This is a genomic window from Kluyvera ascorbata, assembly GCF_023195735.1.
Lineage (GTDB): Bacteria > Pseudomonadota > Gammaproteobacteria > Enterobacterales > Enterobacteriaceae > Kluyvera > Kluyvera ascorbata.
In genome coordinates this window covers 4,422,996-4,439,195 of record NZ_CP096201.1, presented here as the reverse complement: position 1 = coordinate 4,439,195, position 16,200 = coordinate 4,422,996, and the positions used below count along the sequence as shown (strand labels likewise).

Sequence of the window (16,200 nt, the reverse complement as noted above, 5' to 3'; positions counted from 1 at the left end):
ATTTGCTTGCTGTGAAAAGAACTTAACCGAGCTGCCCGTTACCCAGGTGCTTAACGCGGCGCTTCACTTCTTCCTGCTTACCGGCGTTGAACGGACGAGCGTCCGGGCTGCCGAGGTAGCCGCACACGCGACGGGTGACCGACACGCGGGCCGCATCGTGGTTGCCACATTTCGGGCAGGTGAAGCCTTTGCTGGTGCACTCGAACTCACCGGTAAAGCCGCACTCGTAGCATTCGTCGATTGGCGTGTTGGTACCGTAATACGGTACGTGCTGATAGCTGTAATCCCACACGTCTTCCAGCGCCTTCAGGTTATGCTGAATGTTCGGGTACTCGCCGTAGCAGATGAAGCCACCGTTGGCGATTGGTGGGTAGGCCGCTTCAAAATCAATCTTGTCGTACGGGTTCACCTTCTTCTCTACGTCGAGGTGGAAGCTGTTGGTGTAGTAACCTTTATCGGTCACGCCTTCAACGAGGCCAAATTCGGCGGTATCCAGACGGCAGAAGCGGTCGCACAGGTTTTCACTTGGCGTGCTGTACAGGCTGAAGCCGTAGCCGGTTTCGTCTTTCCACTGGTCAACGGCATCGCGCAGACGCTGAACAATCGCCACGCCTTTCTCACGCAGCATTTCGCTATCGTACATATGTTTATTGCCGAACAGCGCGTTGATGGTCTCGTGGATACCGATATAGCCCAGAGAAATCGACGCACGACCATTTTTGAAGATCTCGGAGACGTCGTCGTCCGCTTTCAGACGCACGCCGCAGGCCCCTTCCATATAGAGGATTGGCGCCACGCGGGCTTTCACCCCTTCCAGGCGGGCGATACGGGTCATCAGCGCTTTACGCGCCAGTACCAGACGTTCGTCCAGCAGTGACCAGAACGCCGCTTCATCCCCCTTCGCTTCCAGCGCGATGCGCGGCAGGTTGAGGCTGATAACGCCGAGGTTGTTACGGCCATCGTGAACCTGCTCGCCGTCTTCGTTTTCCCACACGCCGAGGAAGCTGCGGCAGCCCATCGGGGTTTTAAACGAACCGGTGACTTTCACTACCTGATCGTAGTTGAGGATGTCCGGATACATGCGTTTGCTCGCGCACTCCAGCGCCAGCTGTTTGATGTCGTAGTTGGCATCGCCCGGCTTGTGGTTCAGACCATCGCGAATGGCGAAGACCAGTTTCGGGAACACCGCGGTTTTGCGGTTTTTGCCAAGGCCCGCGATACGATTGCGTAGAATGGACTGCTGAATCAGGCGGGATTCCCAGCTGGTGCCGAGGCCGAAACCAAAGGTCACGAACGGGGTCTGGCCGTTGGCGGTATGCAGCGTGTTCACTTCATATTCCAGCGACTGGAACGCGTCGTAGCACTCTTTCTCGGTACGAGAGCGGGCATACTCTTCCGCATTCGGAATTTGCCACTCGTCGGCGGTCTGACGATGCTTGTTGAAGCTAGCCGCGACAAACGGAGCCAGTACTTCATCTATACGGTTGATGGTGGTGCCGCCGTAAATGTGGCTGGCAACCTGCGCGATAATCTGTGCGGTAACCGCTGTCGCGGTAGAGATGGATTTTGGCGGCTCGATTTCCGCGTTGCCCATCTTAAAGCCCTGAGTCAACATGCCTTTCAGGTCGATCAGCATACAGTTGAACATCGGGAAGAACGGCGAGTAGTCGAGGTCGTGGTAGTGGATAACACCGCGCTCGTGCGCCATCACCACGTCGTGCGGCAGCAGGTGCTGGCGAGCGTAGTGCTTAGCGACGATACCGGCCAGCAGGTCGCGCTGGGTCGGGATCACTTTACTGTCTTTGTTGGCGTTCTCGTTCAGCAGCGCTGAGTTGGTCTGCTCAACCAGGCCGCGAATTTCCTGGTTCAGGCGGCCGCGTTTTTCGCGCTGGCTGTCGCGGTCGTGGCGATATTCGATATAGGCACGAGCGAGTTGCTTGTACGGCCCGGACATCAGCTGGTTCTCAACGGCGGTCTGAATTACGTTGATATCAACCTGCGCCTGACCCTGCATTTGTTGGCTAACGATTGCTGCGACGGTGGCGCAATAGTCTGCGTCATCGACTCCCGCTGCTTTAGCTGCACGTAGAATTGCTTCTTTGATGCGCTCTGACTTGAACGGCACTTTACAGCCATCTCGTTTCATCACATGCGGTGTCATGATCACTCCAATTTTTATCATTACGTTATAAGAACAGGTTATCCACAGAGGCGGGAAAACGACGATTGGCGTAATCACTCCATTAACCAATACTTTCCCTCGTGTGTGGCCCAGGTTATCCACATACCGGCTATCTTTTTCGTGATTGTCGTTGTTGCAATGATAGACGATAAATACCATATGTTGGGCCGGGACGCATTTTAAGTTCTATATGTAGTGATTTGCATCAAAGATGTTTGCGCTTTTATTGATTCAGGACAAAGTAAAAATGCGAGAGTACATATGGCAGGCGTTATAGATTATGTAAATTTTGTTGCGCAATAAATGTACGAAAAAGGACCAAAAAACAGCGTGATGCGAAGAAGCCCAGCAGCAGGGCGCTGCCGGGCCGGAGGGTTAACGCTGAAGCCACCAGATGGCTTCAAACGGTCGTAGCGTCATGCCCGCAGGGGTGTCGTAGTTACTCATCAATACTTCGCCATCGGTGGAGCCTGACGGTGGCTCCCAGGCCTGCGGCTCATCGCTGAGGTTTGCGGCCACAAGCAGTGTTTGACCCTGCCACTGACGGCGGTAGCACCACAGCGACGGATGGTTGGGCAGCAGATCCTCATAATCGCCCCAGGTCAGCACCGGCTCGGATTTACGCAGCGCAATCAGCTGCTGGTAGGTGTAGAACACCGAATCAGGCTCTGCCAGCGCGCGTTCGACGTTAATCTCCGCATAGTTATTGCTGACGCCAATCCACGGCTTGCCTGTGGTAAACCCGGCGTTAGGGCTGGCGTCCCACTGCATCGGCGTACGGCTGTTGTCGCGGGATTTACTGGCGAGAATCGCCAGCAGCTCGTCGGCATCACGCCCCTGCGCCAGCAGCTCGTTGTACATGTTGTGGCTCTCAACGTCGCGGTACTGCTCTATCGTGGAGAAGTGCGGGTTGGTCATGCCAATCTCTTCGCCCTGATAGATATACGGCGTGCCCTGCATACCGTGCAGCACCATCGCCAGCATCTTCGCCGCCGTGACACGATGTTCACCTTCGTCGCCAAAGCGCGAGACGATGCGCGGCTGGTCGTGGTTACACCAGAACAATGCGTTCCAGGCGCGGTTGTGCATGCCCTGCTGCCAATGGCTAAACAGTGATTTCAGCGCCACGAAGTCCGGGCGCGCCAGCGTCCACTTCTCGCCGCCGGGATAGTCCACCTTCAGGTGATGGAAGTTAAAAGTCATCGACAGCTCTTTGCCGTCGAGAGACGCATATTGCTGGCAGTTTTCGAGGGAGGTGGAAGACATCTCACCAACGGTCATCAGGTTGCGCGGCGTAAAGACATCGCGGCTGAACTCCTGCAAGAACTCGTGGGCGCGCGGGCCATCGGTATAGAAGCGGCGACCGTCGCCCTGATAGTCGTCCGGGAAGTTCTGATCTTTGGAGATAAGGTTGATAACGTCGAGGCGCAGGCCGTCTACACCGCGATCGGCCCAGAACTCGCAGACCTTTTTCAGCTCGGCGCGTACCGTCTCGTTTTCCCAGTTGAGATCCGCCTGCTCGGTGGCGAACAGGTGCAGATAGTACTGGCCGCTGGCCGCGTCCCGCTGCCAGGCGTTGCCGCCAAACTTAGAGCGCCAGTTGTTCGGCGGCGCGTCCGGCGTACCGTCGCGCCAGATATAGAACTGGCGATATGGGCTCTCTTTCTTCAGCGACTCCTTAAACCACGCGTGGTGAGTGGAGGTGTGGTTGAGCACCATGTCCAGCACGATACGAATTCCGCGCTGATGCGCCTCGGCAACCAGCTTGTCGAAATCGTCGAGCGTGCCGTAAGAGGGGTCAATCTCGGTGTAGTTGGCAATGTCGTAGCCGTTATCGACCTGCGGCGAGACGTAGAATGGTGTTATCCAGATGGCATCAACGCCGAGCTTTTGCAGATAGTCGAGACGTGATGTCACCCCGCGCAGATCTCCCGTTCCGCTGCTGGTGGTGTCCTGGAAGCTCTTCGGATAAATCTGGTAAATCACGCCGTTTTGCCACCAGTGAGGCAGTGTATTCATTGGGTTGTCCTCTAATAAGAATCAGGGGCGCAATTGCGCCCCGAAGAAGGTGTGCTTTACATGACGGGCAGCGTGCCCTGACTCTCTTTGCGCTTGTAGACCATCATGGTCAAAATAATCGGTACAACGACGGCGATAATCATTGCGATGCTGTAGACGCCCCAGAAAGTTGGTTTAATCGACAGAATGCCCGGCAGGCCGCCGACGCCGATACCGTTCGCCAGCACGCCGTACAGGCCGCACAGCAGGCCAGCGATACCGGAACCGATCATCGCGCAGAGCATTGGGAAGCGGTACTTCAGGTTGATCCCGTACATCGCCGGTTCGGTTACGCCGAGGTAGGCGGAGATAGCCGCGGGAACGGAGATTTCACGCTCGTTAGCTTTACGGCTGCAAATGATGATGCCGACGACGGCAGAGGCCTGCGCGATGTTCGACAGGGCAATCATTGGCCACACCGGGGTGCCGCCCATGCTTTGAATCATCTGCATATCGATAGCCAGCGTGGTCTGGTGCACACCGGTAATCACCAGCGGCGCATACAGGAAGCCGAACAATGCGGCGCCAATTGGCGCGAAGCTACCGGTCAACAGGTGACGCACGGCGAAAGCAACGCCGTCGCCAATCAAGCGACCGAATGGCCCAATAATCGCGTGAGCGAGGAAAACGGCGAGGATCAGCGAGCATACCGGTACGATAACCAGATACAGGTAATCCGGCACGATGCGCTTGAGGCGCGTCTCAATAAAGCCGAGCGTCAGACCCGCCAACAGCGCCGGGATAACCTGCGCCTGATAGCCGACTTTGGCGATGGTAAACAGGCCGAAGTTCCACACTTCCGGCACCTGCTGACCTAACAGATAGGCGTTCATCAGCTGTGGGGAAACCAGCGTTACGCCAAGCACGATGCCGAGAATCGGTGTGCCGCCCATTTTCTTCACCGCAGACCAGCAGATGCCCACCGGCAGGTAGAAGAAGATAGCCTCGCCAATCAACCACAGGAAGTCATAGATGGTTTGCAGCGACGGGTGCATCTGCGCCAACGTCTGGCCGTTGCTCATCGGCAAGTCGCCGATCACGTTGCGGAAGCCTAAGATCAAACCCCCGCTGATAAGCGCAGGCAGCAACGGGAAGAAGATCTCCGCAAAGTGGGAAATCATCTGCTCGTGCCACTTCATGTTCTGACGGGCCGCCAGTTTCGCCTGCTCTTTGTCCGCACCGCTCTGTCCGGTGGTGGCGAGCAACGCCTGATAGTAGTCGCCCACTTCCGTGCCGATAACTACCTGGAACTGACCGGCATTGGTGAAGCAGCCTTTAACCATCGGCAGCTCTTCAATGGCTTTCGGGGAGGCCTTGGCCGGATCGTTAAGCACGAAGCGCAGGCGCGTGATGCAGTGGCTGACGGTGGCGATGTTCTCGCGCCCGCCAACCAGTTCGATAAGTTTATCGATGTTCTTTTGGTCTATTTTTTTGCTCATGATAGGGCCTTAAAACAGAGGTGAGATCTCCCCGATACCGCCACTTCAGACGCTCTTTTTAACGAGCTATCTGACGGACACAGGATCGAACCGTTATTAATATGCTGAATATTAGCGTAACGGGTTTGCGGTTTCGGGAAAATGGGAACGTTCCCGAAACGCTGCGGCGATCACATTAAAGCTGATGTTAAGCTTAGGACAGAATGGCGGGGATCACGATCTGATGCGGTTCGCTTCGACCACTGATTTGGGCGATAAGCTGCTCTGCGGCGCGGCGTCCGGCCTCGGCATAGCCGGGATCGGCGGTGATAATTTCCGGATGCAGGAACTTGGTCAACGGTGTGTTACCGACGCTTGCCAACTGGACGTTATCAATACGCTGCTCCTGAAGGTACTTGCTCACGCCGAGGGCGAGGGTGTCGGTCGCGCAGATAAGCGCGGTGGTATCCGGCGTGATAACCTGACTGGCGAAGTCGTAACCCTGCTTCATGGCCAGGCCCGGCAGCGCGGCGACCGGTGTGAGCTTGTGGCGCTTGCAGAACGCCTGGTAGGCATCGTGACGACGCTGCCCGGTGGTGACGTCGGCAGGAGGAACCCCGAGGAAGCTGATGTGGCGGTGGCCCAGTTCGAACAGGCGCTGCATCAGCTGCGTAATCGCGCCGGTATCGTCGTAGCAGACGGAGGCAAAGCCTTTGGCATCGCGAGCCATCAGCACCAGCGTCGAGTGCCAGTCGCCCAGAATAGCTTCGGTCACGCCGGTAAAGCCGAACAGGATCACGCCGTCGATATTGCGGCGTTTGAGCATTGCCAGATGCTCGACCACCTTCTCTGGCGAGAACTGACTTTCCATCATGATAGGGTCGTAGCCCTGCTCGTAGAAGGCGGGCAGCATGGTTTGTACCGCTAGATTTTCCGACAGTGAGTCCAGGCGCGTGACGATAATCGCCACCACTTTATCGCTTTGCCCACGCATGGCGCGCGCTGAACGAGAAGGGGAGAAGCCGTGCTGCGCCATCACCGCTTCGACGCGTTCGCGGGTGCGGTCGCTAACGCCGTTTTCATTATTCAGCACGCGGGAGACGGTTGATTTCCCGACACCGCTCAGGCGAGCGATATCTTTAATAGTCAGCCGATTTTCCATAATAGTTGCCCCGCGTGAATATTTTATGCCACCAACCTGATGGTTGATGTACCGTTGAATTGCCTGACGTTATTATATCGCTCTAATTGTCACAAACCTTATGAATTTCTGCGTATAATCCGCGGCGTTTTCTACTATCAATCTTACCGGAGGCTGTATGGATCCCGATCCCACCCGTCTCTCCAACTGGAGAGTAACTTTCCGGTAAGCCAGCTTTCGCTGCCTTGCCGATGATGTGAGGCAGTGACACGTCTTAATGTCCCTGCAATAAAAATGAAGTGCCTATACGGTACAGATTAACTGTGCCCGCAGGCCTGTCTGCGGTTGTCTCTGGCGACTGCGGAGGACTTTTGTATGCTGAAAAATTTCACCCGGCAGCTGTTCGCGCAGCTTGGCCGCCATCTGCCGCGCCGTCTGGTACAGCGCGATCCAATGCCTTCTCAGCAAAGCGTTGCTCACACGCCTATTCCGCCATCCCTCAGCGAACAGTGCCTGAAAATGGCGCATCTCAGCGAGCAGGAATTGTGGGAAACCTTTAACACCCATCCAGAAGGGTTGAACGCCGCGGAAGTTGAGCAGGCGCGCGCTACGCACGGCGAAAACAAACTGCCCGCGCAGCAGCCGCAGCCGTGGTGGGTGCATCTGTGGCTCTGTTACCGTAACCCGTTCAACATCCTGTTGACCGTGCTGGCAGCCGTCTCTTACGCCACTGAAGATCTGTTCGCGGCGGTCGTTATTGTGCTGATGGTGGGCATTTCCACACTGCTGAACTTTGTCCAGGAAGCCCGCTCGACCAAAGCGGCGGACACCTTGAAAGCGATGGTGAGCAACACCGCGACGGTGCTGCGCGTTATCAATGATAAGGGCGAGAGCAGCTGGGTGGAACTGCCTATCGACCAGCTGGTGCCGGGCGACATTATCAAACTGGCGGCGGGGGACATGATCCCGGCTGACCTGCGCGTGATTCAGGCGCGCGATCTGTTTGTGGCTCAGGCATCGCTGACCGGCGAATCCTTACCGGTTGAGAAAGTGGCGCAGACCCGCGAGCCGGATCAAACCAATCCGCTCGAGTGCGACACCCTGTGCTTTATGGGCACCAACGTGGTGAGCGGCACCGCGCAGGCGATGGTCATTGCCACCGGGGCCAACACCTGGTTCGGGCAACTGGCCGGTCGCGTGAGCGAGCAGGAGAGCGAGCCGAACGCCTTCCAGAAAGGCATCAGCCGCGTCAGCATGCTGCTGATCCGCTTTATGCTGGTGATGGCGCCGATTGTATTAGTTATCAACGGCTATACCAAAGGCGACTGGTGGGAAGCGGCGCTGTTTGCCCTTTCCGTCGCCGTTGGCCTGACGCCGGAAATGCTGCCGATGATCGTCACCTCGACGCTGGCGCGCGGGGCGGTGAAGCTGTCAAAACAGAAAGTTATCGTTAAGCACCTCGACGCGATTCAGAACTTTGGCGCGATGGACATCCTCTGCACCGACAAAACCGGTACGCTGACCCAGGATAAAATCGTGCTGGAGAACCACACCGATATCTCCGGCAAGGTGAGCGAGCGCGTGCTGCAAACGGCGTGGCTCAACAGCCACTATCAGACCGGGCTGAAAAACCTGCTGGATACCGCGGTACTGGAAGGGGTAGATGAAGTGGCGGCCCGCGAGCTGTCTACTGCCTGGCAGAAAGTGGATGAGATCCCGTTTGATTTCGAACGCCGCCGTATGTCGGTGGTGGTGAGTGAAAAGCCGGACGTACATAAGCTGATTTGCAAAGGGGCGCTGCAGGAAATCCTGAACGTCTGTACTCAGGTCTACCACAACGGCGAGATTGTGCCGCTCGACGAGAGCATGCTGCGCCGCATCAAACGCGTGACCGATACCCTGAACCGTCAGGGGCTGCGCGTGGTCGCGGTGGCAAGCAAATTCCTGCCAGCGCGTGAAGGGGACTATCAGCGTATCGATGAGTCTGACCTGATCCTCGAAGGCTACATCGCCTTCCTCGATCCGCCGAAAGAGACCACGGCGCCTGCGCTTAAAGCGCTCAAGGCGAGCGGCATCACCGTGAAAATTCTCACCGGCGACAGCGAACTGGTGGCGGCGAAAGTGTGCCTCGAAGTGGGATTGGATGCGGGTGACGTGATTGTCGGCAGCGAAATTGAGCACCTGAGCGATGACGAGCTCGCGAAGCTTGCCCAACGTACCACGCTGTTTGCTCGCCTGACGCCGATGCATAAAGAGCGCATCGTAACCCTGCTGAAACGCGAAGGGCACGTGGTGGGCTTTATGGGCGATGGCATCAACGATGCGCCAGCGCTACGCGCGGCGGATATTGGTATTTCCGTGGACGGCGCGGTGGACATCGCCCGTGAAGCGGCCGATATCATCCTGCTGGAAAAGAGCCTGATGGTTCTGGAAGAAGGCGTGATCGAAGGTCGTCGTACCTTCTCGAACATGCTCAAGTACATCAAGATGACCGCTAGTTCTAACTTCGGTAACGTCTTCAGCGTGCTGGTGGCCAGCGCCTTCCTGCCGTTCCTGCCGATGCTGCCGTTACACTTACTGATTCAGAACCTGCTGTACGATGTATCCCAGGTGGCGCTGCCGTTCGATAACGTGGATGACGAACAGATTCGTAAACCGCAGCGCTGGAATCCGGCCGATCTGGGCCGTTTTATGGTGTTCTTCGGGCCAATTAGCTCCATCTTTGACATTCTGACCTTCTGCCTGATGTGGTGGGTATTTAAGGCCAATACGCCAGAAATGCAGACGCTGTTCCAGTCCGGTTGGTTTATTGAAGGGCTGCTGTCGCAGACGCTGATTGTGCATATGATTCGTACCCGCCGCATCCCGTTCGTGCAGAGCCGCGCCGCATGGCCACTGTTCGCTATGACGCTGCTGGTGATGGCGATTGGTATTGCGCTGCCGTTCTCACCGCTGGCAAGCTATCTGCAATTAGAAGCGCTGCCGCTGAGCTACTTCCCGTGGCTGGTGGCGATTCTGGTGGGCTACATGACCTTCACGCAGATGGTGAAAGGGTTCTTCACTCGCCGTTACGGTTGGCAGTAAGCGGTGAGGTGCTCTGTCTAGCGTAGCCCGGCCAAGCGAAGCGCCGCCGGGAAACCCACGACACTAAAACAAAAAAGGCAGCCATCGGCTGCCTTTTCTTCATACTGCATGCAATCAGCGACGAACGGCAATCGCTTCGATTTCAATCTTCACGTCTTTCGGCAGGCGCGCCACTTCAACGCAAGAACGCGCTGGGAAGGTGGCATTGTGCTCGTTAAAGAACGCTTCGTAAGTGGCGTTAACGGTCGCGAAATCGTTGAGATCTTTTACGAATACGGTGGTTTTCACGATATCGCCAACTTTCAGGCCAGCGGCCTCAACGATAGCTTTCACGTTTTCCAGCGACTGACGCGCCTGAGCGGATACGTCTTCCGGCACGCTGCCGGTTTTCGGGTCTACCGGGATCTGACCGGAAGTGATTACCATGCTGCCCAGGTCAACGCCCTGAACATATGGACCGATAGCTGCTGGTGCATTTTCCGTCGCAATAGTTTTGCTCATGATATCTCCAGATGAACTGCAGTATTAAGGTGTTAGCCATTATAGAGAGGCAACATTTCAATACCAACCGCAATTAGTTGGCCAGCACCACATAATGAGAAAACTCTTTTTCGCAGTATTTGCATTTGAGTGCAACGTCATCAGCGCGTTTTTTCACTGCGAAGCTAGAGGAAACGGGTTCCGCATGGCTGATACAGTTGCTGTTCGGGCATACCAGCACGCTCTCAATGCGCTCCGGCAGGCTCGGGCGAGATTTGCCCACCACTTCATAGTTATCGATGCGGTTAACGGTCGCCTCTGGCGCATACAGCGACAGCTGGTTGACCTGCTCGTCGGTCAGGAACGTGTTTTCGATTTTGATCAGGTCTTTACGACCCATTTCACCGGATGGCAGGTTCAGGCCAATGGTGATGCGCTGGTCGGTTTCGGTCAGCTTAAACAGGGTCAGCAGCTTAAAGCCCACCTGCGCCGGGATATGGTCGATTACGGTGCCGCGTTTGATGGCTTCTACTTGTAATTTGTTATCGTGTGTCATCGTCATTTCCCCCTTACAGAGCCAGTTCGCTATTCAGTACCAGTGCCAGTAACGCCTGGCGGGCGAAGATGCCGTTACCGGCCTGCTGGAAGTACCAGGCATGCGGCGTTTTATCGACATCGGTGGTGATCTCATCAATGCGTGGCAGCGGGTGCAGCACTTTCATATTGTCGCGTGCGCCGACCAGATCCGCCGCGCGCAGAACAAACTGCGCTTTGACGTTGGCGTATTCGGATGGGTCGAGGCGCTCTTTCTGTACGCGAGTCATGTAGAGAATGTCGACTTCTGCCATCACTTCGTCGATGGCGCTATGCAGGCTCCAGACGATGCCTTTCTCATCGAGCATATCGAGGATGTACTGTGGCATCGCCAGCGCGTCCGGAGCGATAAAGTAGAAACGGTTGCCATTAAACTTCGCCAGTGCTTGGGTCAGCGAGTGGACGGTGCGGCCATATTTCAGGTCGCCAACCATGGCGATGTTCAGGTTCTCCAGGCGGCCCTGAGTTTCCTGAATGGTGAACAGATCCAGCAGCGTCTGGGTAGGGTGCTGGTTCGCGCCGTCACCGGCGTTCAGCACCGGAATATTGCCGGAGAACTCGGTTGCCAGACGCGCTGCGCCTTCCTGCGGGTGGCGCATTACGATGGCATCAACGTAGGTGCTGATGACCGAGATGGTGTCGGCGAGGGTTTCACCTTTCTTACCAAGTGAGGTGTTGGCGCTGTCGGAGAAGCCAACCACGCTGGCCCCCAGGCGGTGCATCGAGGTTTCAAAAGAGAGACGGGTGCGCGTCGAGGCCTCGAAGAAACAGCTGGCGATAACTTTGTGCTTAAGCAGCTCCGGCTGTGGGTTCGCTTTCAGGCTGGCGGCGGTCGCCAGAACCAGTTCAAGGTCTTCGCGGCTGAGATCGTTTATGGAAATGATGTGTTTTTGATACAGCGGATTAGCCATGTTTATCTCCTGACGACGGCGCAAAAAAAAAGCCCCTTAAATAAGGGGCTTTACGAATACGGATGCTACGGAAAGGAAAAACGGCAGGCCAGCGTCTGTTTTCAGACGCGGTAAGACGCGATGTCGTACACACTGAACCATAATTCCTCCCGGCAAAACGGGTGGCATTATACGCAGCTTTATCCGGCAATCAAGCGCCTGATTCACATTTTAATCAACGAAAACGATTCTCATAGAATGAGTATTCGCTTTTTGTGAATTTAAATTCGCCTTTTACGCATGCTATGCAAAGTGTGCGCTAAACCGGCAAGGCGGGAGAGTCATGATAAAAAGTACTGGTATGGTAACGCGAATTTACGTATAACAACTGAAAATTGAAACATTGTTTTATTCGTGGAGTCATCATGATTATTGGCAACATCCATCACCTTCAGTCCTGGCTGCCGGAAGAGCTGCGTCAGGCCATCATCCATCTTATGGCGAACGTTACCGATGCTACCCCGGAAGGGAAATATGACATCGACGGCAACCGCCTGTTTTATATGATCTCTGAAAACATGACCGAGCCGTTTGCCGACCGTCGTGCGGAGTATCATGCGCGTTATCTGGATATCCAGGTGGTGTTGAAAGGTCAGGAAGGGATGGCGTTCAGCACCCAGCCTGCGGGCGCGCCGGACACCGACTGGCTGGCGGATAAAGACATCGCGTTCTTGCCGGAAGGCGTACAGGAAAAGATGGTGGTGATGAGCGAAGGTGACTTCGTGGTGTTCTACCCGGGTGAAGTCCACAAGCCGCTGTGCGCTGTGGGACAGCCTGCGAAAGTGCGTAAAGCGGTTGTTAAGCTGCTGGTTGAGTAACGAACGGATTGGCGGATAGTATTCGGCCTACACCAATCGGTAGCCCGGACGAGGAGCGATAGCTCCGACTCCGGGGTTTTCCCGGCGTCGCTGCGCTCGGCCGGGCTACGTGTTGAATTTACTTGCTCAGCGTTGCGACCATTACCGCTTTGATGGTGTGCATCCGGTTTTCTGCCTGATCGAACACGATGCTGGCTGGAGATTCAAACACCTCATCGGTCACTTCCATCCCGCCGTGCATGCCGTATTCAGCGGCCATTTTCTTGCCCAGCGTGGTCTGGTCATCATGGAACGCAGGCAGACAGTGCAGGAATTTCACCTGCGGATTGCCGGTCAGCTTCATCATCGCGCTATTCACCTGATAGCCACGCAGCAGCGCAATACGCTCTGCCCACTTCTCTTTGGCTTCGCCCATCGATACCCACACGTCGGTGTAGATAAAGTCTGCGCCTTTGACGCCAGCGGCGATATCTTCCGTCAGGGTAACGTTACCGCCGTTCTTCTGCGCCAGCGCTTTGCATTCCGCCACCAGGCTCGCTTCTGGCCAGCACTCCTGTGGTGCCACCAGACGCAGATCCAGACCAGTTAGCGCCGCGGCTTCCAGCATCGAGTTGCCCATGTTGTTACGCGCATCGCCTGCATAAACCAGCGTCATTTCGTTGAACGCTTTGCCCGGCAGGTGTTCCTGCATGGTCAGCAGATCCGCCAGCAGCTGGGTTGGGTGGAATTCATCAGTCAGGCCGTTCCACACCGGCACGCCGGAATACTCTGCTAACGTTTCTACCACTTCCTGGCCGTAGCCACGGTACTGGATGCCGTCGTACATGCGGCCCAGTACGCGAGCGGTGTCTTTAATGGATTCTTTGTGGCCAATCTGGCTGCCGCTGGAACCAAGATAAGTGACGCGAGCGCCCTGATCGTATGCGGCAACTTCGAAAGAGCATCGTGTACGGGTTGAGTCTTTTTCGAAGATGAGCGCGATGTTTTTACCGGTCAGGTTCGGCGACTCCGTGCCGCTTTTTTTATCCGCTTTTAGTTTTGCCGCGAGCTGCAGCATGGTGGTGATTTCTGCTGGGGTAAAATCGAGTAATTTTAAGAAGTTCTTTTTATACAGAGTAGACATAATTCCCTCACCTGGCTTAAGCCACTTATTGAATTAAAATTCACTTTATATGTATGAATATTCATTTGCAACCCCAATAACAAATCTTTATCGGAAAGGTGGAGGCAATGGCAACGGTATGTGACAATAAGAGTATCAGCCACATTATGAGGAACGAGCCATGGCAAACCCTGAACATCTGGAAGAACAGCGCGAAGAGACCCGCCTGATCATTGAAGAGCTGCTGGAAGACGGCAGCGATCCTGACGCGCTGTACACCATCGAACATCACCTCTCCGCAGACGATTTCGAAAGTCTGGAGAAAGCGGCGGTAGAAGCGTTCAAGCTGGGCTACGAAGTAACGGAACCGGAAGAGCTGGAAGTGGAAGAAGGCGACACCGTGATCTGCTGCGATATTCTGAGCGAAAGCGCGCTGAATGCGGAGCTGATTGACGCGCAGGTTGAGCAGTTGATGAACCTGGCTGAGAAGTTCGAAGTGGAATACGACGGTTGGGGAACCTACTACGAAGACCCGAACGGTGAAGAAGGCGATGACGACGACGAAGATTTTGTCGACGAAGAAGACGACGGCGTTCGCCACTAAGTCATCTCATACCCGACGGCAGCGCCCGCTGCCGTCGGGCAAGGATTTTGGTATGGATTACCCGCAAATACTCTCTCCGGTTCTCAACTTCCTGCACTGCAAAACGCCCCAGACGTGGCTCGATAAAGCCCGCGATCCGACCAATCTTCCTCTGCTGCTGACCGACCATCTAGTCTGTGAGCTAAAAGCAGCGCAAACCGCGATGCTGCTGGTGCGTAAATATGTGGCGGATAAAGACGGCGCGCAGGCGCTGCTCGACTGGCTGAAACCGTATGAGGCCTTTACCTTTCGCGAGGGCGAGGAGCCTGATTTCGCCGCGCTGAATAAGCAGATTAACAAAAGCGTGATGCCGCAGACCGACGACCCGTGGGGACGGCAGCTTATCGACAGCATGGTGTTGCTGATTAAAGAGGAGCTGCACCACTTCTCGCAGGTACGTGAGGCGATGTTAAAGCGCAATATTCCGTACGTGAAAATCACCGCCAGTCGCTACGCCAAAGGGATGCTCAAAGAGGTGCGCACGCACGAGCCGCTGACCCTGATTGATAAGCTGATTTGCGGCGCGTACATCGAAGCCCGCTCCTGCGAACGCTTTGCCGCGCTGGCACCGTATCTGGATGACGATCTGCAGACATTTTACCTGTCGCTGCTGCGTTCTGAAGCCCGGCACTATCAGGACTATCTGACGCTAGCGCAGCAAATCGCTGACGACGATATCAGCGAGCGGGTGCGTTTCTTTGGTGAAGTGGAAGCGTCGCTTATCACTTCACCGGATGACGAGTTCCGCTTTCATAGCGGCGTGCCCGCATAGTTCGGCAGAAAAATCTGGTGGCTGGAAATACCTCACCTTTGCCGCAATAATCGACATACAGTACGGGAAAGAATAATTCCCGACATATTTATCGATTTGGCTAAGGATAATCAATGAACTGGGCACACGTATTACTGGCAGGGTATATCGGGGTCGTTATCGCCATTATCATTGGCGTTTTTCGTAAAAAAGGCTGGATTGGTAAGGTCGCGGGCGGGGTGATTTTTGTCGTTGCCGTCGTCGCCTGGAACCTGTTTGATGTGCACTACCTTATTCCGCGTGAGAGCCCGGAATACGGCATGACCGAATCGCAGAAGTTTGAAAATGCGATGCTGAAAATGCCAACCTTCCAGGTTATCAAAGAACAAGATCCCGCATTCTGGGAGCGTATTCGTGGCCAGGCCGTACAGATGAAAGAAGCAGGCAGCAGCGAACAACAGGTGATCGATGCCATCCAGCCGCAGGTGCTGCAACTGCAGATGGCGAGACTACAGCAGGCACCTGATGCCAACGTAGTGGAGTATATGAAGATCAACCTGGAGCAGATGGCCGCGGTGGAAAAGGCCGGTGCTGACGAGTGCTTCCGCTTTCTCTTCCCGGCGGTTAAAGGGGGAATTAACCCCGTACACCTGATATCACGGGATATCCTCGAACGCCGGATGGAGAGTGACGCCCGCATGATGCGTGCGGCCTATGGCCCTGATAAGCACACTGTCACCGCGCAGGAAAAGCACCAGGCGCTGCTCGATATGCAAAAACTGGGTCCGGCGCTGATGCAGAACTTCGGCCAGGATGTTGAGATTATGTCTGACCCAAGTAAAGGGGTGGGAAAAGAGAAGATCGCCTGCGATCTGGTACAGAGTTTCTGGAATCAGGTTGTGGCATTGCCGCCAGCCAACGCGGCTGGCGTGATTCGTCTTGCCGTCTCACCCGAGATGCAGTAAATCAAATGCCCCTT

General features: G+C 55.5%; 15 protein-coding genes. 5 read left to right on the top strand and 10 right to left on the bottom strand.

Annotated features, from left to right (window positions below; all coding sequences use genetic code 11):
* Positions 1-22 precede the first annotated feature (22 nt).
* The 4 genes from nrdD to treR form a co-directional block, all read right to left on the bottom strand.
* Positions 23-2,161: an anaerobic ribonucleoside-triphosphate reductase gene (nrdD, locus tag MY052_RS21170; RefSeq protein ID WP_248537824.1), complete on the bottom strand. Its 2,139-nt coding sequence runs from the start codon at positions 2,159-2,161 to the stop codon at positions 23-25.
* Positions 2,162-2,557: 396 nt separating this feature from the next.
* The gene (gene treC, locus MY052_RS21165; RefSeq protein ID WP_248537823.1) at positions 2,558-4,201 is read right to left on the bottom strand and encodes an alpha,alpha-phosphotrehalase; all 1,644 of its coding nucleotides are present in this window, start codon (positions 4,199-4,201) and stop codon (positions 2,558-2,560) included.
* 56 nt (positions 4,202-4,257) lie between these two features.
* On the bottom strand, positions 4,258-5,679 hold the full coding sequence (gene treB, locus MY052_RS21160; RefSeq protein ID WP_035892770.1) for a PTS trehalose transporter subunit IIBC: 1,422 nt from the start codon (positions 5,677-5,679) through the stop codon (positions 4,258-4,260).
* 193 nt (positions 5,680-5,872) lie between these two features.
* A complete protein-coding gene (treR, locus tag MY052_RS21155; RefSeq protein ID WP_248537822.1) occupies positions 5,873-6,820 on the bottom strand; it encodes a trehalose operon repressor TreR in 948 nt (315 codons plus the stop codon).
* A gap of 354 nt (positions 6,821-7,174) precedes the next feature.
* Between treR and mgtA the strand changes: the two genes are divergently transcribed.
* A complete protein-coding gene (gene mgtA, locus MY052_RS21150) occupies positions 7,175-9,883 on the top strand; it encodes a magnesium-translocating P-type ATPase (protein ID WP_248537821.1) in 2,709 nt (902 codons plus the stop codon).
* Between the two features lie 114 nt (positions 9,884-9,997).
* On the opposite strand, the gene ridA is transcribed toward mgtA, so the two are convergent.
* The 4 genes from ridA to MY052_RS21130 all read right to left on the bottom strand — a co-directional run bounded on the left by ridA (position 9,998) and on the right by MY052_RS21130 (position 12,009).
* Positions 9,998-10,384, bottom strand: a complete 387-nt coding sequence (gene ridA, locus MY052_RS21145) for a 2-iminobutanoate/2-iminopropanoate deaminase (protein ID WP_035892774.1) — start codon at positions 10,382-10,384, stop codon at positions 9,998-10,000.
* A 73-nt stretch (positions 10,385-10,457) separates the two neighbouring features.
* Positions 10,458-10,919: an aspartate carbamoyltransferase regulatory subunit gene (pyrI, locus tag MY052_RS21140; protein ID WP_123651198.1), complete on the bottom strand. Its 462-nt coding sequence runs from the start codon at positions 10,917-10,919 to the stop codon at positions 10,458-10,460.
* A 13-nt stretch (positions 10,920-10,932) separates the two neighbouring features.
* Positions 10,933-11,868: an aspartate carbamoyltransferase gene (gene pyrB / locus MY052_RS21135; protein ID WP_035892776.1), complete on the bottom strand. Its 936-nt coding sequence runs from the start codon at positions 11,866-11,868 to the stop codon at positions 10,933-10,935.
* A 36-nt stretch (positions 11,869-11,904) separates the two neighbouring features.
* Positions 11,905-12,009, bottom strand: a complete 105-nt coding sequence (locus tag MY052_RS21130) for a pyrBI operon leader peptide (RefSeq protein ID WP_072351778.1) — start codon at positions 12,007-12,009, stop codon at positions 11,905-11,907.
* 263 nt (positions 12,010-12,272) lie between these two features.
* Here MY052_RS21130 and MY052_RS21125 point away from each other — a divergent pair, with 263 nt between their 5' ends.
* Positions 12,273-12,725 (top strand): YhcH/YjgK/YiaL family protein, encoded by a 453-nt coding sequence (locus tag MY052_RS21125; RefSeq protein ID WP_035892777.1) that lies wholly within the window; start codon positions 12,273-12,275, stop codon positions 12,723-12,725.
* Positions 12,726-12,843: 118 nt separating this feature from the next.
* Here MY052_RS21125 and argF read toward each other — a convergent pair whose 3' ends face one another.
* On the bottom strand, positions 12,844-13,848 hold the full coding sequence (gene argF, locus MY052_RS21120; RefSeq protein ID WP_035892779.1) for an ornithine carbamoyltransferase: 1,005 nt from the start codon (positions 13,846-13,848) through the stop codon (positions 12,844-12,846).
* Positions 13,818-13,913 carry a putative translational regulatory protein ArgL gene (argL, locus tag MY052_RS24350; RefSeq protein ID WP_373995169.1) on the bottom strand — a complete coding sequence of 32 codons (96 nt, stop codon included), beginning with the start codon at positions 13,911-13,913 and terminating at the stop codon, positions 13,818-13,820. The genes argF and argL overlap by 31 nt, the downstream gene beginning before the upstream one ends.
* 95 nt (positions 13,914-14,008) lie before the next feature.
* Between argL and rraB the strand changes: the two genes are divergently transcribed.
* The 3 genes from rraB to MY052_RS21105 all read left to right on the top strand — a co-directional run bounded on the left by rraB (position 14,009) and on the right by MY052_RS21105 (position 16,186).
* Positions 14,009-14,431, top strand: coding sequence for a ribonuclease E inhibitor RraB (gene rraB, locus MY052_RS21115; protein WP_035892780.1), 423 nt, complete (start codon positions 14,009-14,011; stop codon positions 14,429-14,431).
* A 52-nt stretch (positions 14,432-14,483) separates the two neighbouring features.
* Entirely contained in the window at positions 14,484-15,242 is a 759-nt protein-coding gene (gene miaE, locus MY052_RS21110) for a tRNA isopentenyl-2-thiomethyl-A-37 hydroxylase MiaE (RefSeq protein WP_123651197.1), read from the top strand.
* A gap of 113 nt (positions 15,243-15,355) precedes the next feature.
* Positions 15,356-16,186, top strand: coding sequence for a topoisomerase II (locus MY052_RS21105; RefSeq protein WP_248537820.1), 831 nt, complete (start codon positions 15,356-15,358; stop codon positions 16,184-16,186).
* The last annotated feature ends 14 nt before the right edge of the window (positions 16,187-16,200 follow it).